The 16,529-nt window shown below is 67.6% G+C and carries 17 protein-coding genes and 3 pseudogenes; 9 read left to right on the top strand and 11 right to left on the bottom strand.

Going from position 1 to position 16,529, the window contains the following annotated elements:
• Positions 1 to 431: 431 nt before the first annotated feature.
• On the bottom strand, positions 432 to 1,154 hold the full coding sequence (locus SXIN_RS04275; RefSeq protein WP_019710734.1) for a DUF4839 domain-containing protein: 723 nt from the start codon (positions 1,152 to 1,154) through the stop codon (positions 432 to 434).
• A 564-nt stretch (positions 1,155 to 1,718) separates the two neighbouring features.
• Between SXIN_RS04275 and SXIN_RS04270 the strand changes: the two genes are divergently transcribed.
• From SXIN_RS04270 to SXIN_RS04255, 4 genes are all read left to right on the top strand, one after another.
• Positions 1,719 to 2,243, top strand: coding sequence for a hypothetical protein (locus SXIN_RS04270; protein WP_238153669.1), 525 nt, complete (start codon positions 1,719 to 1,721; stop codon positions 2,241 to 2,243).
• An 18-nt stretch (positions 2,244 to 2,261) separates the two neighbouring features.
• The gene (locus SXIN_RS04265) at positions 2,262 to 3,152 is read left to right on the top strand and encodes a TRM11 family SAM-dependent methyltransferase (RefSeq protein WP_019710732.1); all 891 of its coding nucleotides are present in this window, start codon (positions 2,262 to 2,264) and stop codon (positions 3,150 to 3,152) included.
• Positions 3,149 to 3,565 carry a helix-turn-helix domain-containing protein gene (locus SXIN_RS33005; protein WP_095756603.1) on the top strand — a complete coding sequence of 139 codons (417 nt, stop codon included), beginning with the start codon at positions 3,149 to 3,151 and terminating at the stop codon, positions 3,563 to 3,565. Before SXIN_RS04265 ends, SXIN_RS33005 begins: the two co-directional genes overlap by 4 nt.
• A gap of 114 nt (positions 3,566 to 3,679) precedes the next feature.
• Positions 3,680 to 4,588, top strand: a complete 909-nt coding sequence (locus SXIN_RS04255) for a tyrosine-type recombinase/integrase (RefSeq protein WP_095756602.1) — start codon at positions 3,680 to 3,682, stop codon at positions 4,586 to 4,588.
• Positions 4,589 to 4,609: 21 nt separating this feature from the next.
• On the opposite strand, the pseudogene SXIN_RS04250 reads toward SXIN_RS04255, so the two are convergent.
• Together SXIN_RS04250 and SXIN_RS04245 are read right to left on the bottom strand one after the other, a co-directional pair.
• Positions 4,610 to 5,422 (bottom strand): annotated as a pseudogene (locus tag SXIN_RS04250) (IS3 family transposase); the annotation flags it as partial.
• 51 nt (positions 5,423 to 5,473) lie between these two features.
• A complete protein-coding gene (locus tag SXIN_RS04245; RefSeq protein ID WP_039817598.1) occupies positions 5,474 to 5,782 on the bottom strand; it encodes an IS3 family transposase in 309 nt (102 codons plus the stop codon).
• A gap of 189 nt (positions 5,783 to 5,971) precedes the next feature.
• On the opposite strand from SXIN_RS04245, the pseudogene SXIN_RS04240 reads away from it, so the two are divergent.
• The 4 genes and pseudogenes from SXIN_RS04240 to SXIN_RS04225 all read left to right on the top strand — a co-directional run.
• Positions 5,972 to 6,490 (top strand): annotated as a pseudogene (locus SXIN_RS04240) (IS5 family transposase); the annotation flags it as partial.
• A gap of 63 nt (positions 6,491 to 6,553) precedes the next feature.
• Positions 6,554 to 6,760, top strand: a pseudogene (locus SXIN_RS33000) (transposase); the annotation flags it as partial.
• Positions 6,761 to 6,926: 166 nt separating this feature from the next.
• A complete protein-coding gene (locus tag SXIN_RS31920) occupies positions 6,927 to 7,328 on the top strand; it encodes an IS3 family transposase (protein ID WP_107501133.1) in 402 nt (133 codons plus the stop codon).
• 2 nt (positions 7,329 to 7,330) lie between these two features.
• Positions 7,331 to 7,528 carry a DDE-type integrase/transposase/recombinase gene (locus tag SXIN_RS04225; RefSeq protein ID WP_095756599.1) on the top strand — a complete coding sequence of 66 codons (198 nt, stop codon included), beginning with the start codon at positions 7,331 to 7,333 and terminating at the stop codon, positions 7,526 to 7,528.
• A gap of 17 nt (positions 7,529 to 7,545) precedes the next feature.
• Here SXIN_RS04225 and SXIN_RS32875 read toward each other — a convergent pair whose 3' ends face one another.
• From SXIN_RS32875 to SXIN_RS04190, 7 genes are all read right to left on the bottom strand, one after another.
• A complete protein-coding gene (locus SXIN_RS32875) occupies positions 7,546 to 7,791 on the bottom strand; it encodes a GNAT family N-acetyltransferase (RefSeq protein ID WP_420341037.1) in 246 nt (81 codons plus the stop codon).
• A gap of 310 nt (positions 7,792 to 8,101) precedes the next feature.
• Positions 8,102 to 8,224, bottom strand: a complete 123-nt coding sequence (locus SXIN_RS32685) for a hypothetical protein (RefSeq protein ID WP_019710726.1) — start codon at positions 8,222 to 8,224, stop codon at positions 8,102 to 8,104.
• 72 nt (positions 8,225 to 8,296) lie between these two features.
• Positions 8,297 to 8,428 (bottom strand): hypothetical protein, encoded by a 132-nt coding sequence (locus SXIN_RS32680; RefSeq protein ID WP_272951791.1) that lies wholly within the window; start codon positions 8,426 to 8,428, stop codon positions 8,297 to 8,299.
• A gap of 119 nt (positions 8,429 to 8,547) precedes the next feature.
• Positions 8,548 to 9,159, bottom strand: a complete 612-nt coding sequence (locus SXIN_RS32995; protein WP_095756598.1) for an MFS transporter — start codon at positions 9,157 to 9,159, stop codon at positions 8,548 to 8,550.
• Between the two features lie 268 nt (positions 9,160 to 9,427).
• Positions 9,428 to 9,859: a GNAT family N-acetyltransferase gene (locus SXIN_RS04200; RefSeq protein ID WP_337589344.1), complete on the bottom strand. Its 432-nt coding sequence runs from the start codon at positions 9,857 to 9,859 to the stop codon at positions 9,428 to 9,430.
• 58 nt (positions 9,860 to 9,917) lie between these two features.
• Positions 9,918 to 10,346: a thiamine pyrophosphate-dependent enzyme gene (locus SXIN_RS32990; protein WP_420341080.1), complete on the bottom strand. Its 429-nt coding sequence runs from the start codon at positions 10,344 to 10,346 to the stop codon at positions 9,918 to 9,920.
• A 138-nt stretch (positions 10,347 to 10,484) separates the two neighbouring features.
• Complete coding sequence (locus SXIN_RS04190) at positions 10,485 to 10,880, bottom strand: sulfopyruvate decarboxylase subunit alpha (RefSeq protein WP_192883547.1); 396 nt, start codon at positions 10,878 to 10,880, stop codon at positions 10,485 to 10,487.
• A 1,046-nt stretch (positions 10,881 to 11,926) separates the two neighbouring features.
• On the opposite strand from SXIN_RS04190, the gene SXIN_RS31460 reads away from it, so the two are divergent.
• Positions 11,927 to 12,583 (top strand): SMI1/KNR4 family protein, encoded by a 657-nt coding sequence (locus SXIN_RS31460; protein ID WP_019710722.1) that lies wholly within the window; start codon positions 11,927 to 11,929, stop codon positions 12,581 to 12,583.
• Positions 12,584 to 12,658: 75 nt separating this feature from the next.
• Here the strand turns inward: SXIN_RS31460 and SXIN_RS31155 are convergent, their stop codons facing one another.
• Positions 12,659 to 16,402 carry a DNRLRE domain-containing protein gene (locus SXIN_RS31155; protein ID WP_475360447.1) on the bottom strand — a complete coding sequence of 1,248 codons (3,744 nt, stop codon included), beginning with the start codon at positions 16,400 to 16,402 and terminating at the stop codon, positions 12,659 to 12,661.
• Between the last annotated feature and the right edge of the window lie 127 nt (positions 16,403 to 16,529).

Raw genomic sequence — 16,529 nt, 5'->3', positions numbered from 1 at the left:
GCGCCGCTCAGGAATCGTGCCATGGGCCCTAGCCGAGAGAAACCTCCACCCTACGATGGAGCGTAGGCCGCATGCGCATACACCTCCCCTGAGTTTTTGTCGCGGTAACTGCGGATGGAGGACAGGCGTCCTGACGGTGATCTGCCGGGACTGGGGCCCTCGTCCCAGTCCCCGCGGTTCAAGAGCCAGCCTGAGCAAGCTCGCATGCACGGGAACCACGAACCCTTGGCCAACAGCATCCGTGCACTCGGGAAATGCGCCGCTGCCGAACCTGCAAGCAGAGCTGGCGCACCCTGCGGCACGTCACCTTGGACCCCGGCCGGGTCGGCGACATGGCCGATGTTGTTCTTGCTCAACGGAGTCTCGAAATGATCACTGCTGAAAGAATGTCCGGTCACACTGATCCGTGGTTCCGCGGCTGCCCATCTTGACTACCGGGTCTCCGTCGAGATCGGGTCGAGGAAGAAGAGGCACTGGCCCGCGTTGAAGTGGCCCACCTCGGCGACGAAGCGGAACTCGTCGCCTGCGCCGACGGTGGCGGGGATGTTCTTGCCGGTCAGTTCCAGGTCGAAGATGTTGACGTCCTCGTACATGAAGGCCGGACCGACTGCCGTTTTCGGTCCCTTGTCGCCTGGGCCCAGGAGGAAGTCGTAGCGGGTGTCGTAGTCGCCATGTGGCGCCATGTGCACGATAGAGCCGTTGAAGGCGACCGTCTGGCCCTCGTGCCTGGTCGCGAAGTCCAGGTTCGCGTCGTCGCACGTGTCCGCCTTCAGTAGCGCCGCGAACTCCGGGTTGTTCTGAGGCGTGATTACCTGGGCAGCCGGCTTGGCCGCGGTCGGAGTCGGCGTAGTGGAAGGCCTCTCGCTCGCGGCGGCCGCCGGCTTCTCTGATACGTCCTTCTTCTCGCCTCCGTCGCCGAGTACAGAGGCGGTGCCGATGACGATAGCCAGGATCACGAGGACGGCCGCCCCCGTGCCGATCAGGGGCCACGGCAGCGGCTTCTTCGGTCGACGGAAGTTGAGGGTGGAGCGAAGCGTGCCCGTGGCTTGCTCCATGAGCTCCCAGCCGTCCTTCCGCATCTGTGAGAGCACCAAGCCATCGGTGCCGCGAACCGTCTGCACGGTCTTGTACTCGTACTTGACCTCGTCAGCCATGCGGCAATGCGCCCCCCGGTTTGGACTGTTCATACCAATTGCCTCGCGAGCATAAGGGACTCCGATAGGACGGCGAGCCGACTTGGCTCCCCCGAGTGCTCCTTGATCCGAATCGTGGGGCAAGCGGTGACCGGATGCGTTCATCATCAGTCAACGACATACCTGAACGGCATCCGATGACCCGAAGGAAGCAGCAGGGTGCCGGGTGGCTCGCCGGTGGTTCGCGGGTGGCTCGTCACCCGTCTGAGCTGGGAGAACGTAGATCCCACAGAATCTCCGACAGCTCGCTGGACGAGTGAACCGGCACCATGGCAGTGCGGAACGACGCGAGCAGCGACGGCAAGAACCTCATGCTCCGTCCCTATTACTGGGCGTCAGCACCAGACGGACCGCGTTCTCCAGTCCGGGCGCCGCCCGCTAATGTTCCACTCCGCACGCCGTGGCCCACGCGGCTCCCAGAAGCGGGACTCTGCCGCTCTGCCAACCACCATCTGGCTCCCACGTCCCGAACAGTCACGCGTCGCTCCCGCACCCGGCGCCGTGCTGCCGGACTGGGCGATCGAGATGATCCGCACTGAGTTCGTCGAACGCCCAGACGGCCGGCCCGCAACGCTTCTCAAGGTCTCCATCCAGCAGGACCTCGTGCCAGGGGCGGACGCCTGCATGCCCTGTACCAGCTACACCGACGAAGACGGGACCGCCCCCGGCAGCGCGTCGGTGCTGCTTGCCGAGCTGCACCCGGACGCCCTGCCGGCGTCGAGCGATGCACTGGGGGTTTCGGAGAGAGGTATGCCGGGGGCCATGGAGAACGGCTGGCCCGGTTTCTTCCACCGCGCCCACCGCCTGCTGCCCGCGGACGGGCTGCTCCTGCTCGCCACCCGCCAGCGCCGGGACGCCGGAGTGCTCACCGACCCGCTCGGCTCGCTCGTCGCCGCGGCGCGCACGGCGGGTTTCCGCTACCTGCAGCACATCGTCATCCTCTACGCCCGTGCTGTGGACGACGCTCTCGCACCCGCCCCGCCCGGCGATGCCGCCCCCGGCGTTATCCATGGCGACCTGCTCGTCCTCTCCGCGATCCACCACGCCTGACGGCCAGAGGAGTTGACTGTGCCCGCTCCCTTCTCGGTGTGGAACACCGCCCCCACCTCGGCGCCCGCTCAGCGCAAGGGCCGCTACGTCCCCGGCTCCGCCGCCCACCCCGCCAAGATGCTCCCCGCGATCGCCGCGCACGCCATCCGCACCTACACCAACCCCGGCGACCTGGTCCTGGACCCCATGTGCGGCATCGGCACCACCCTGGTGGAGGCCCTCCACCTCGGCCGCCGCGCTGTCGGCGTTGAATACGAACCGCAGTGGGCCGACCTCGCCAGCCGCAACACCGCGTCCGCCGCGCACGAAGGCGGCATGGCCACCGGCACTGTGTACTGCGGCGACGCACGCCGGCTCACCCGCTTCCTGCCGGCCACGCTCCGCGGCACGGTGGATCTCGTGGTGACCTCACCGCCGTATGGGCCCAGCGTCCACGGGCAGGTCCGCTCCACCCGGGACTCCGGCGAGCGCGGCGTAGCGAAGAAGAACTACCGCTACAGCCACGACCCGGCCAACCTCGCCCACGTCTCCACCGACCTGCTCCTCAACGCCTTCACCGAAATCCTCGCCCAGTGCCGCCTGATGCTCCGCCCCGGAGGCACCGTCGTCGTCACCACCCGACCCTGGCGCACCCGCGGCGAACTGGTCGACCTGCCCTCCGCCGCTCTGGCCGCCGGGCGCGCGGCCGGCCTCGTCCCCGCCGAGCGCTGCGTGGCTCTCCTTGCAGGCATCCGCGACGGCGGGCTCGTTGCCCGCCCTTCGTTCTTCCAGATGAAGAACATCCGCGACGCCCGTCGCGACGGCATCCCGCTCTGCCTCGTCCAGCACGAGGACGCCCTGATCTTCACCACGCCGAAAACCCTGGAGACACCCAGGCCACCCCGCTCGACTGAGTCCGAGTCCGCATGACGAAGCAACACACCACCCCGGGCCGAACGCGCGCACCTTTGAACTGGACAGCCGACCAGCCGACCAGGAAACCGCCGGACCATTCCCAGCGCCCCCACCCCCAGAAGGATGCCTCCTCCCAGCGCGGCAACGCCCGGGCAGAACCTGCTACCTCGCAAGGCAGATCGAGTGGCCAGGCAACGGCTGTGCCGGGGCCAGGCTCGGGCACGGGGAGCCCGGCTCGACTCCTGTACACCCCCGAACAGGCGGCTGAGCTGTTGCAGATCCCTGCCTCGTGGCTGCGGAAGAAGGCCGCCGCCGACCTCATCCCCTGCACCAGAGTCGGGCGGCACCTCCGGTTCTCCACGGCGGACGTGGAGACCGTCATCCGCAACGGCGCCCGACCCGCCCGGCGGCCCGGGGCCCGCCCTTGACGACCATCACCCGGTCGGGGCTTCCGCTCCGGGACATATCGAGCGTCCATGGTCGCCCCCGGTCCGACCCGCATCCCGGCACCGGGGGCAACACGACCTGAAAGGAGTGCACCCATGGCCTGGGTTGAACAACGCGGCAAACGCTGGCGCGTGCGCTACTGGGCGGCCAACGGAAAAGCCGCCAGCGTCCCGGGAAGCTTCCCCACCCGGCGGGCCGCACAGGCCCACGCCGACCAGCTCCACAGCACACCCACCACCCCACCCGACATCGTGCCCGCACCGACGCCCACCAGCGCGATCACCACGGCAGCCGCTCCCTCGGGCACCATCACGCAGCCGCCGCCCACGATCGCCGACTGGGCGCGAGTGTGGTGGCAGACCGTCGACGTCGGCGACAACACCGAAGCCTTCTACCGCAGCCTCCTCACCCGCCACATCCTGCCCCGCTGGGGAACCACCCCCGTCCACCAGATCACGCCCGCCGACATCAAGATCTGGCTCAATACCCTCACCCCCGCCTACGCCCCGGCCACCGTCACCAGCATCCGCAAGCTCTTGGCGATGCTCATGACCGACGCCGTCGACAACGGACTCATCACCACCAACCCCGTCCGCCCCCAGCGCAGGGGCCGCGGCCGACTACAGCCGCGCCGCGAGCGCCCCTGGGCCGATGAGCACCAGGTCCTCACCATCGCCCACCGCGTCTTCCACCTCGCCTCACGCAACCAGGCACTCCTGGTCATCACCGCCGCCTACACCGGCATGCGCTGGGGCGAACTCGCCGGACTCCACCGCGACAACCTCGACCTGCCCAGCAACCGCCTCCACATCACCGCCTCCGGCGCCCTCCACGAAGTCAACGGCCACCTCAGCCTCGGCCACCCCAAAACCCTCGCCAGCGTCCGCACCGTTTCCCTGCCCCCCCTTCCTCACCCAACTGCTCCACGCAGACCTGACCGCCTCCACCCGCCCCTTCGTCTTCACCACCCTGCGCGGAAAACCCCTGAGCTTGTTCCGCTTTGACGGACACCGTCGGTGTGGTGGTCAGGCTGCGAGGGTGGCCTCGTAGTCGGCGGGTGTGCGGTAGCCGAGAGTGCTGTGCAGCCGCTGCAAGTTGTACCAGCTCTCGATCCACTCGAATATCGCGGTGCGGGCGGCAGCCCGGCTGGGCCAGAAACGGGTGTCGATCAGCTCGTTCTTCAGGGTGGCGAAGAACGACTCGGCCAGCGCGTTGTCCCAGCACTGCCCGGTGCGGCCGACCGAGAGCCTGACGCCGAACTCCGTTGCCAAAAGTGCGAATTCACGGCTGGTGTACTGGCAGCCGCGATCCGAGTGGAAGATCACCGGACCGGTCGGGCGGCGGGCGTGGAAGGAGGCGCGCAGGGCGTCGGCGACCAGTTCGGTTCGCAGGTGGTCGGCGGTGGCCCAGCCGACGACCCGGCGGGAGGCGATGTCGATGACGGTGGCCAGGTAGAGCCAGCCCTCCTCGGTGGCGATGTAGGTGATGTCGCCGCACCAGCGGGTGTCGGTCGCGGTCGGGTCGGGCTGGAAGTCGCGGAGGACCAGGTCGGGGCGGGTGGCCGCGTGCGGGTCGGGGATGGTGGTGCGGTGCCGGCGTCTTCGGTGCCGGCCGGCCAGTCCGGCCAGGCGCATGAGCCGGGCCACCCTGCGGCGTCCGCAGTCGAGGCCCTCGCGCTGGAGAACGGCGTGGACGCGCGGGGCCCCGTAGGTTCCGCGGGACTGCTCGTGCACGGCTGTGATCTGCTCGGTCAACTCGGCGTCCCGCACCGCGCGGGGTCCTGGGGTGCCGGTGCGGCGGGCATAGAAGGCGGCTCTGGAGACCTTGAGCAGTTCACACGCACGCTTTGTGACCTGCGGCTTTCTCCGCCTCGATGAACGGGTGCACCGTCACCGGGTCTCCTTCGCGAAGAAAGCCGTGGCCCGCTTGAGGATCTCCACGTCCTCCCGCAGCCTGCGGTTCTCCCGCCGCAGTGCGGCCAGTTCCTCGCGCTCGCTGCTGGTCAGGCCGTCCCGCTCGCCGGCGTCGACCTCGGCCTGCTTGACCCAGTCGCGCACCGCGGTCTCGGTCAGGTCGAAGTCCTTGGCGACCTGACCGACCGAGCGGTCACCCCGCCGGCACAGTTCGACTATCTCGGCCTTGAACTCCGGCGTGAACGAGCGGCGAGGTCGAGGCTTCTTCTTCCCCATGCTCTCCATGATGGACATCATCCTTCCGGGGCCGAAGCCCCCGATCTCTGATGCCCGTCAAAGCGAATCAAGCCCATACCTGATCGTTTCAGAATGAGTTGGGCTGCGGGTCTTGTGCTCGACGACGTTAGTCGGCAAGGAGTCCGAGTGCGTGCTGATCTTGTTCCGGACGACCTGTGGGGACGGGTGGGCCCGTTGATGCCACCCGCTCCCGAACGATGCCATTGGTATCCCGGGCGGTTGCGTGTTCCTGACCGAACAGCACTCGCCGGCATCCTGTTCGTGCTGCGGACCGGTGTCGCCTGGCGGGGCGTCCCGGCGGAGACCGTGGGCTGTTCCGGCGTGACGGCCTGGCGCCGACTGCGGGCCTGGACCGAGGACGGCGTCTGGCCACGCCTGCACGCCGCCCTGCTGACCGAGCTGCGCCGCACCGCCCTGCTGGACCTGGACTGGACGGATCCCACGTCCGGGCACTCAAAGGGGGGGCCACGTTGGACTCTCACCTGTCGACCGCGCCCGCCCCGGCTCCAAGCACCACCTGATCGTCGACCGACACGGAACCCCACTCGCCGTCACGCTCACCGGCGGCAACCGACACGAGGTCACCCAGCTCCTGCCCCTGCTCGACGCGGTCCCGCCGATTCGATTCGAGGAGCTCGGGGACGCCCCCGGGGCAAGCCGCGGCGTCTATATGCGGACCGGGGCTACGACTTCGACGCCGCAGAAACGGCCGGGCCCACCGGATGAGCCAAGAGCCCTACTTGCCCGGACCGTCGACGTATGAGGTTCCCCCGAGATGCGGGGATGGGTGACAGAGGGGCAGATGGGTCTCACGAGAGGAGCCCAGACGATGCCTGCCCCAGGAAGTACCCGCTGGAGTTGCGTGAGCGTGCGGTTCGGATGTACCGCGCTTCCGAGCCGAAGCCTGTGATCCGCCGCATGACGGAGGAGCTTGGCGTGCATCACGAGGCTCTGCGCAACTGGATCCGTCAGGCCGAGGCCGACGCCGGCGAGCGAGGCGACATGCTCACCACCGCCGAGCGTGAGAAACTTGCGCCCTGCGCAAGGAGAATGCCCAGCTCAAGCGGGCGAACGAGGTCCTGCGGACGGCCTCGGCTTTTTTCGCGGCCCAGCTCGACCCGACCCGGCCCAGGTGACCGCGCTCGTCGATGCGCACCCGCACCTGGGGGTCGAGCCCGTACTCCGGGAACTGTCCATCCCCTCCTCGACCTACTACCGATGGCGCCAGGCCGAGACCGAGCCGTGCGAGCGACGCCGCCGGGATGCCGAGCTGACGGGGAAAATCTGGCAGGTTCACGCCGATTCCGGCGGGACCTACGGCACTCCCCGCGTGCACGCCGTCCTGCAGCGTGAAGGTGTCCACGTCGGCCGTAAACGCGTTGAACGGCTCATGCGCCAGGCCGGCCTGGCCGGGATCAACCCTCGCCGGGACAAGGGCTTCACCCGACGTCACCCGGACGCCGATCTGGCCCTGACCTGGTGCAACGCGACTTCACCGCGAACGGGCCGAACCGGCGGTGGGCCACCGACCTGACCATGATCCCCACCGGGGAGGGAGCGCTGTGGCTGTCCGCGATCCGCGACGCGTTCTCCCGCCGGGTCGTGGCCTGGGAGACCTCCGCCCACGCAGACGCCGACCTGGTCCTGACCACGCTGGAGTATGCCCTGGCCAGCCGCGAAGTCGCCCCGGGCGAGCTCATTCACCACGCCGACCATGGCTGTCAATATGAGTGACGTCGGCCGTGCCGCGGTCAGGAGTCGGCGCCCGGCTCGCCGCCGAGACGCAGCAGACCCGCTGGTGTGGACGTGAAGCCACACCGCCGTAGGTAGAACCCCTCAAGGTGAGGTTCGAAGTCGACGTGCAACCAGTGGCAACCAGCCACTGTGGCGTCTGCCGCCGCAGCCTCAACCAGCCGCCGGCCAAGCCCCTGGTGCTGCCAAAGCGGGTCCACTGCGGTGTCCAGCAAGAACGCGCGTGTGCACCGCCGTCCCAGCACACCTGGACGAAGCCCACCAAGCGCCCAGCATCGAACGCACCCACCCAACTGAGCGCATGTCGGTGAAGGCGCTCCCGCCACGGCGTTACCCCATAGTCGCCACCACCAAAGGCTCGTGCGTGCAGCGCACTAAGTAAGCCATCGTCAACAGTGAAGCGCGACACCAACTCAACGGACATGTTGCCACCATAGGACAGCTCCCCATTGAGGGGTGTGCATCGTGAAAACTGCACGTCAGGTGGGCTGGTGTGCGTAGGCGTCGGGGCGCTCGGCCAGGTTCGGGGTGGTAGTCCAGCGACAAGATCGTCGGTCATCGGGCAACTTCCTTGTTCGTGAGGACCAGCAGGGCCCGCACTGCGGCCAGTGCCTTGTTGGACAGCTTCTGGCCACCGGTCAGGGGCCGGTTCCGGGCGGCCTTGTAGCCGGTGATCACCGCCGGGTCAGCGTCCGGGCCGCTGTCGTCGAGGCCGACGAAGCCCAGGCGTCCGCAGGTTGAGGCTGACCACTACCTCGGCGCCAGGACTCCCGAGCAGCTCGCCTGGTGCGGGAGTATCCCGAGCGGGTCGCCGGCCTCGGACTGGATGACGGTGCGCCCGCGCATCTCCGCGTCGTTGGCCAACTGCAACGTTGCGCTCACAGCTGATGTGAAGAGCATCCCCCATAGACCCGCGCAGGTCAGCAGGGCGCAGAACAGTACGAAGGAGGGCGAGAGCGCGCCCGCAACCTCCAACGCCCCGAAGCACAGAGCCGCGCCGGTCAGCATCGAGGGCCGGACCTCGGAGCGCCGGGCCGCGGCCAGCGCGCCGCGGGAGCAGCGCTCCGAGCGCGAGCAGTGTGGTGAGGAGCCCGTACGCCTCGGGTCCGCGGTCGAAGACGGTCTTCGTGAAGGAGGACAAGACCGGGAAGTTGTATCCAAAGGTACCCACCGTTGCCGCCAGGCTGATCGGCACGAGCAGGTAGGGGTGACCGGAGACGTAGCGCAGTCCCGCTCTGACCTGCTTCCGCGCCCGGGCCGCATCGCGGCTCGGCGCGCAGTTCCCGCTCCCGCATAAGCAGCAGGCCCACTGCCGCCGGACCGGTCACCTTGGCGAGCTGCCCGGCCGCAGAATTCAGCCTGAGCGCTGCGCTGACGCCCTCCTGGTCCAGCATGTCCGCCACGAACGTCTGCCGGGCCGGAAGGTCCGCAGCGATCAGGATTCTCAGGAGGGCGGCAATCAGGTGAATGTGCCACACGCGGATGTCACCGGTCCAGGCGAGTAGCGCCAGGACTCCGGACAGGACGCCCATCAGGCTCTGTGTGACCAGGAGGACCGCGCGCCTGGGGAACCGATCGGCGACGAGGCCGCCCAAGAGCCCGAAGAGCAGCATGGGGGACGCTTTGGAGGGCCATGGTGACCCCGACCCGCGAAGGTGCTTCCGGTCAACTCCAGCACGATCCAGTCCTGGGCGACGCGCTGCATCCAGGTGCCGGTGTCCGACACCGTCTCGCCGAGTAGGAATAGCCGGTAGTTGCGATGGCCCAACGCCTTCAGGGCGTTGCTCCGGCCGGCTCCCTCCCGCTTCCTCGGCCTTCGCAATCCCTTCACGACGCTGGCCAGGACGGGGTCGTCTGCTGGCTGAGCGACATGTGGATACCTCAGCCGTCCGTGAGCTCGATGCGGTAGACGTTCGTGGACCGCCGTTGGAAGCCCAGCCGTTCGTAGAGCCGGTTGGCGGCCTCCCTGGTCGGACGGGACGTCAGGTCCACGGTGCGCGCCCCCGCCTCCCGCGCCCAGTCGATCGCCGCATCGACCAGGGCGGCACCCACTCCGGCTCCGCGTGCGGACTCGTCCACGACGACGTCTTCGATCCATGCCCGCACGCCCGTGGGGAGGGGGAACACCACCAGGGTCAGCGTGCCGACCATCCGGTCGCCCAGACGGGCGACCATTAGGGTCGTAGTGTCGCTGGACACGATCGCCGTCAAGGACTGCAGGGTCAGCTGCTTCGCGCTCCTGGAGAGCTGGGACAGCAGCGCGGACAAGGAGTCCAGGGTCTCGCTATCCGGGTGTCGTACATGTTCAACCACCAGGTCCACGGTCACCGGCCCGCGCCCCCTACCGCCTCGACCGCGGTCTTGTGCGCCGTCACCGCACGACGAAACCGCCTTGTGATGTGGGCCAGGTCCTCGGAGACCCGCAGTGGCGGAGCGAAGGAGTCCGGGGACACGATGCAGCGTACGAAGACGGGAGCGCGGCAGTCCTGGACGATGCGCGGCAGATGTGTGGACAGCTCGTCCTCCTCGGTGAAGGTGTGGTGTGCCGAATGCCCGATGCGCGGGCCCAGGCAATCAGGGCAGTGGTGCGGCCGGGTGTCAGCTGGCCTCCGGTGGAGTCGTAGCGCCCGTCGTCCAGTACGAGATGGACCAACGGGAGGCCCGGGGCGGCGCCCACGGCAACGAGGCCGGACGGGTTCATCAGAAGACTACCGTCACCGTCGACCACCAGGGTCGTTCTCCGTGTCTCCCAGGCGAGGCCCGTACCGATCGACAGGGCAAGGCCCATCGAGCCGGTCATGAAGAAGTGGCTGCCGTTGCCCTGGTGCGCCGTCGAGGCCGCGATCCGTGGGGTGAAGCCGGTCGCGAAGACCGTCGGCAGGCTTGGTGCGGCGGCCACGATCGCCGCGACGGCAGTGGATTTGGTGAGGGACATGGACTACGCCCTCCAGGAGAACTCATCGGGACGGACAACGAGAGCGTACGGGCGTTGTTTATCGGTCAGGATGCATCGGTCGAAGGCCAGTTGGCGGTCGGCCCGGCTGCTTGACAGCCAGGTGAACTCCGCTCCGAGGCCTTTCAGGATCGGCTCGGTCAGCCGTCCCGTGGCGAGGTTCTCCGTCGTCCCGTCGGGTTGTATGCCGCGCATGCTGACCACCAGCAGCATGAGGATGCGGTAAGGGATGACGAGCGAGGCCAGCGCGTTGACGGACTGGCCGAACCCGGAATTCTGCATCAGGACCCTCGGCGTCCGTCCGGCGAGTGCGGCTCCTGCCGCCATGCCGACGGCGTTGTCCTCCCTGGCGACCACGTGGTAGTCGTCCCGAGGCTCCAACAGGGACGCCGGGGACTGGCTCGTGGCTCGGCGGTCACCGGAACGGGTACGCCACGGAGCGCCCGGGAGACCAGCTGTATCCGTGACTGCGGACCGGCGCGCCCCGCCCGGACAGCGGCGGGCCGGGACGAGGGCCAGGGGAAGGACGTCTACCGGGTCAGGCCGCCCTCTCAGTGATCGCCCGGCGGCTGGACGTCGACTGGCGGGACCTGGCGAAGGTCAACGGCCTCCGCGCGCCGTACACGAACGCCGTCACTCCCGCCTCGGCCACCGCAGCCGACGGTTCAAGAGAACACCTTCCGAACGAACCAACCACGCTGACCCAAGCCGTATAACCATGTCCAGGTACTGGGGTCAAGACCCGATCACCGGCGAGAACAAGCTCCAGCCGCGGGCCTGCAGGGCAGAACCGGGCAAGGGAAGTGCAGCAGATGATGTGTCAATGATTGAGCTGCGTCTACTCTTCTCTTGGACTGCCTCAGGAGTCGGTTTCTGTAGACCGGGGTGCGGAAAGGCCCGCATGGCGCTTTGTGCGGTTTGGGTGGTAGGCCACCAAGACGGGGAGGATAACGGTGTGATCGACGATGGGTTCCGGAGGCGGCCCCCGTTGAGACAGACGCAGCGCTGGCTCATCGCGGCCGCCGCAGTGTTGGCCGTCGCTGGAGCCGTGGCCACGGAGGCACTGAGTTCCAGCGCGCGTGAACAGTCTGTAGACCGACGTGGGAGGGCTACGGAGAGGGCAGAACCGGTACAGAGCCCGTCACCTAGCTGCTCCTGGCTGCACGAAGCAGAGACAGAGGCCACCGCGGAAGCCCGGCCCGGCGATCGCGAGTTCCGGGTCGTGGCTGCGAATTCCTTGTGTTCCGTTGCAAAGCCCCGCCTGAACGAGAAGGGCAGATGACCTGCACTGCCTGACTTAACCGCTCAGATCCCGGACTATCGCTCGGCGCGTGCACGGAGATCACGGATCACGCCGAGCGTACGACGTGGCACCTACGCTGTTTCGGGCGGGCGGAGACCACCTTGATAGCCGAAGGAGAGCACTCATGAAGCAGCAGACGCGGGTGGTGGCGGCGTGGCGCCGTTTTGAGGAGTGGTTGAGCAAGCACGCGCCGCTCTCATACAGTCTCTTGCGTGAGCCGGCGACGCTTGAGCAGATAGAGCGGACCGAGCAAGCCATAGGCGTTGTCATACCGCTGGAACTGAGAGCGCTCTACTTGATCCATGACGGAGTGCAGGGCGCGGATCTGGAAGAGTTTGGCGAGCAGCCGTTCCCACCGGGAAGTGAGAACGATCCATGGCACCAAAAGGCAAACGCAGTTGACTTCATGCCCAATGGTCAGGCATGGCTCCCGCTTGACCACGTGATCACTGCGCACGGTGGGCCGCTGTCGGCTTTGGCCGGTCAGGAAACCGTACCTTACGTGCCCGTGACCGCAAGCGCGAAGTACACGATGATGGAGGGAACCTACCTCGACCCGGCAACGGGATTGCTGGGCACCTGGGCGGATGCTCAAGAGCCGGTGTTGCTGGGGGCGGGTCTTGCCGACTGGCTGGAAGACGGCGCAGCCTCTCTGACCGAGGGACACCCCAACCACATCTTCGGGATGAGTCCCTACATGTCCCCGACCGGCGATGGCTTGACCTGGTTCGACACCGACCCGATGTACGAGCAGGATGGCTGGCGGCCCGTGGCGCGCTGACGTCATCTCCTGACAAACCGGCCCTCGAAACCACGTGGGTCCGAGGGCCGGGCTCCTAGCCGGAAGTTCCGGGTGTCACGGGCGCTGAGCGCAGGTAATCACGTCAGCTGTGGCGTCACAATCCTGGAACCCGTCGATGTCCACCCAGTACGTGTCCTTGTCGAGCAGCCGGAAAGTGGAAGCGAACGCCCCAAACCTGGCCATGGACTGGGAGTTGACGTTCAGCGACATCGAGGACCGGCCGCAGGTCTCCTCCCAGGTCGGCGCGGCGTAGCGCTCATCGTCGTAAAGCCGGTACGTGCCGTCGGGCAACTTCTTCTCGTAGGTCTGGACGCACTCCCGCCCCTGTAGAGCATCCGATACGGGTTTGGGGTTCTTGCCGCCCTCGGCCTTGGGCATGCCAGCCGACTGGTACGTCGCATTGAAGGAGTATTCGTCGCAGGAGCGCTGGTCTTTCTGTGACTGCGAGAGTTCCGGATGAAGCGCTGTGTCCGTGCGGTACACCATCCTGTTCGCCGCTGCGCCGTAGCAGACCCTGTACCGGTTCGCGCTTTCGCTGCGACCGGTACCCGTAGCACCTGCCGCGTTCCGGGTCTTGTTCGGCATGTACTGCAGCGGGGTCACGGGCGTCTGGCCGAAGAACTCGGGGGCCAGACGGTTTTGGATCAGCCAAGCGTGCGCCGCGGCCGCAGGGAACTTCTTGGAGTTCATCGAGTAGCCGGGGCTGTACTCCTTGATGGCGCAGCCGCCGGTCCCGTATACCTTGTCGCAGCGCGCCGGGATGGCCGCGGGGGAAGTGCCGTGATTGTCCGTCACCACCATGTTGGGAGTGTCCGTGGTGAGCACCCCCTGAATGAGCTGCGGAATCTCCCGGGACCGGTCCTTGTCCTTGGAGCCGGATGCGTTGGCCACACTACCGTCCCATGTCGTTTCGGCGTTGCCCTGGGCGATATGGGAATCCACGCCGGACGTCCATGTGGGGGTGCGGCCTGTCTCCCAGTCGAAGCCCGTGTCGTTATCCGTGCAGCCGCCGTTGACGCATGAGGCCAGGATGTTGAACGACAGGGCCTTGGGGGATGACGGCCACTGGTCCGTGATCGCGCTGGGGAGCGGCGTCATCTGAAGCCAGTGCTTGATCGTATTGCCCTTGGGGTCGAGCTTGAACTGCCACATCAGCTCGAAGTCCTGGTAGTAGTCCTTCGTGCCGTTGTTGCCCTTGACGTTCCAGGAAAACAGCAGGCACGCCTCACTGCGGCGGATAAAGGACTTCTGAGCGGTGAGGGTTGTGTCGCACCAAGAGCTGTCAAGGATGGGTCCGGTGTATGCGGTGGCCGCCATCGGGGTGACGGTCTGCGCACCGTTCCGGCCAACGCCGGCCTTCCGCTCGCGGGCTTTCTGTTCCTTGATCGCCTGTGCTGCCCCGGCGGTGCGCTTCTTCAGCGGTGTGATGGTGATGGTGGCGTCGCCGGCCTTGGTGGTCTTCTGCTTGGGGGAGAGCAGAGCGGGCACGTCCTGCTGGATGATGCCCGAGCTCGTCATGGTGTTCCAGCCGTCCCAACCGAACGCCGGGTAGGGGTTGTTCCAGTCGTCCGGGTCGGCCACAGTCGGGTCCGGCTTGTTCAGTGTGATGTCGACCTTGTGGCTTCGGGTCGCCGGCGCGGCTCCGGCGATGAATCCGTACTCGTTGGTGGCGCCAATGTTGTCCGCGCGGTCGACGGCCTGGGTCTCGACCTGGTGTGCGCCGTCGGTGGTGGGCGTCGCCGCGAAGGAGCCCGACGTGCCGGTCGACGTTGAGGTGGTGTTGACCGTCTGCCAGGTACCGCGTCCTGTGGCTCCGGTGTCAGGGTCGGGGTCCTCACCGTCGACTCGGTACCGAAGCTGGTTGGCGTCGCTGGTCGTGGTCGCTGTCCATGTTCCGGGCTGACCGCTGCCGCCGCCGTAGCTGCCCTCGGGGTACTGGTCGGAGGTCACCGGGGACGGCTCCCCGGGTGCGGTGGTGTCGACGACGAACTCGGTCCAGGGAGACCAGCCCAGGTTGTAGTGGGTGCCGTCGTAGGCGTTGGTGCGGAACTTGTAGGTCTTGCCGTCCTGGAGCTGGCCGGCCGGGACGGTGACGGAGGTCGGTTTGCCGGAGGCGACGAAGTCGGAGACGAGCAGGCCCTCGCCGGCCGGGGTGGCGATAGGGGTGTTGGCGGCGGCGTCGTAGACCTGGAAGGTGCCGTTGACGGTGTCGCCGTCAGGGTCGGTGAAGGTGTCCCGCAGAGTGGGGGTGGTGGTGTTGACCGCCCATACACCAGCGTAGGACTTGAAGGGTGCGCCGGCCTGCCGGTCGGTGCCGTCGGAGGGCCGGTAGTTGTAGGTCACGGTGAGCTTGGGCTGGTTTGCTGTGGCATTACCGGAGTTGACGCGTTTCCAGGCACGGGTGTCGTCCGTGGCCGCTCGCAGGCCCATGTGGCCGCGGGTGACCTTCGCCGAGGCCCAGGTCTGGACAAGATCGTCGACGTCGGCGTTGATCCATCCGTCGGGCTGGGCGCCGGTGCAGTCCGGGTTGCCGCGAGTCTGGGTGGAGGAGTGGTACTGCTGGTTCCAGGTGGGCTGATTGGTCCAGCGCGACGAGGTGGATGCCGCAGTGGTGTCCCAGATGGTCCAGGATTGGGCGGAGCAGTCGGTGTTGCCGGAGTGGAAGTTCCACAGTGCCAGGTTCGTGTCGATGATCAACGCGTCCTGGATCGGTGTGGTGTTCCAGTGGATGAAGGATCGGGCCACGCGGGTGGTGCCGTCGGCGTTGGTGGTACCCGGGTTGCCGAAGTCGAGTTCGGTGTCTGCGGACCAGTCGACCGTCTCGCCGCGCTGCACATAGGTGTCGAAGGTGGACGCCAGGGCAGAGGTGGACGGGTCCACCGTTACCGGGTACCTGGTCTTCGGGTCGGCGAGGAAGCCGGCGCTGGGGGTGACGACCAGGTCGATGCGGCCGGTGCCCTTGTTCACGACCTTCATGGCGACGCGGGCCCGGCGGGTGTGCTCGCCGGACTGCTTGTCCACCGAGGCGTCCCACATGACCGGGGCCGGCATTGTCGCGCGCCGGTCACCGGTCCCGGCGTCGGTGAACGTCACCGACCCGTCCTTGTTCGCCTTGGCCTTCAGCCCCTTGGCCTTGACCGGCAGTGTGTAGGAGTAGGCGCCGGAGGCCGGCTTCTTGTCGATCTCCACGTACTGCTCGAAGCCGGTCCGCGTGGCCTCCACGATGACGTCAGCGCCGGGCACGGCCTCCCGGTAGCGGGCGGTGGTGCCGTTCAGCTCAGGCGTGGGAAGACCGCCCTTCCACTGCAGCGTCACCGCCTGGTCATCGCTGCCGAGGGTGACCAGGTCCCGCGGGGCGGCGTCCTGCGCGGCCGCCAGCGATCCCGGAGTGGCACCGCCCTTGCCCGCCAGGCGCAGCCCATTTGGATGCTCCTTGGCCTTCACAGTTCCGTCGCCGGCCCTGGTCAGGGTGACGTCGACCTTGCGCCACTTGCCGCCGCGCCAGACCCGCTCGGGTCCGGAGGTCAGGTCGGTGGTGAGGGTGCCGTCGGGGTTGGCCACGGTGTATGAGGTGGCCGTCGTCTCGTCATGGGCGACGACCTTCTTGCCGCTCTTCTTCGCCTCGACGATCGCCCACGCCTTCGAGCCCTTGGCGTGCCGGGCCGCCCACTCCATGTCGGCGTTGAGGATCTCCGCCTTGGACGGCTGGGAGACCTTGGCCGGCTCGCTGCCGCGCTCCGGCGTAGGAGCCGCAGCGGCTTGGCCTGTCGCGGCAATGCCGACCTCCGCGATCAGCAACAGTGCAGTCGCCGCTGCGAGCCGGTTGCCTCGTCTGCGTCTTGGCGTGGTCGGTTGTGTGGATGGATACACGAAGTGCCGTGTCCTTCCCGATAGGTCAGCTCAAACGTCGGTGCGGAACCGCACA

Source organism: Streptomyces xinghaiensis S187, from assembly GCF_000220705.2.
Taxonomy (GTDB): domain Bacteria; phylum Actinomycetota; class Actinomycetes; order Streptomycetales; family Streptomycetaceae; genus Streptomyces; species Streptomyces xinghaiensis.
Note: the sequence above shows the minus strand (reverse complement) of the source record. Positions and strands in the feature narration are given on the sequence as shown.

What these genes read in the sequence shown, in the direction of transcription:
- SXIN_RS04275 (WP_019710734.1), bottom strand. Translation starts at nt 1,154, where the DNA reads ATGGCTGACGAGGTCAAGTACGAGTACAAGACCGTGCAGACGGTTCGC.
- SXIN_RS04270 (WP_238153669.1), top strand. Translation starts at nt 1,719, where the DNA reads ATGATCCGCACTGAGTTCGTCGAACGCCCAGACGGCCGGCCCGCAACG.
- SXIN_RS33005 (WP_095756603.1), top strand. Translation starts at nt 3,149, where the DNA reads ATGACGAAGCAACACACCACCCCGGGCCGAACGCGCGCACCTTTGAAC.
- SXIN_RS04255 (WP_095756602.1), top strand. Translation starts at nt 3,680, where the DNA reads ATGGCCTGGGTTGAACAACGCGGCAAACGCTGGCGCGTGCGCTACTGG.
- SXIN_RS04245 (WP_039817598.1), bottom strand. Translation starts at nt 5,782, where the DNA reads ATGGAGAGCATGGGGAAGAAGAAGCCTCGACCTCGCCGCTCGTTCACG.
- SXIN_RS04225 (WP_095756599.1), top strand. Translation starts at nt 7,331, where the DNA reads ATGATCCCCACCGGGGAGGGAGCGCTGTGGCTGTCCGCGATCCGCGAC.
- SXIN_RS32995 (WP_095756598.1), bottom strand. Translation starts at nt 9,159, where the DNA reads ATGCTGCTCTTCGGGCTCTTGGGCGGCCTCGTCGCCGATCGGTTCCCC.
- SXIN_RS32990 (WP_420341080.1), bottom strand. Translation starts at nt 10,346, where the DNA reads ATGACCGGCTCGATGGGCCTTGCCCTGTCGATCGGTACGGGCCTCGCC.
- SXIN_RS31460 (WP_019710722.1), top strand. Translation starts at nt 11,927, where the DNA reads ATGAAGCAGCAGACGCGGGTGGTGGCGGCGTGGCGCCGTTTTGAGGAG.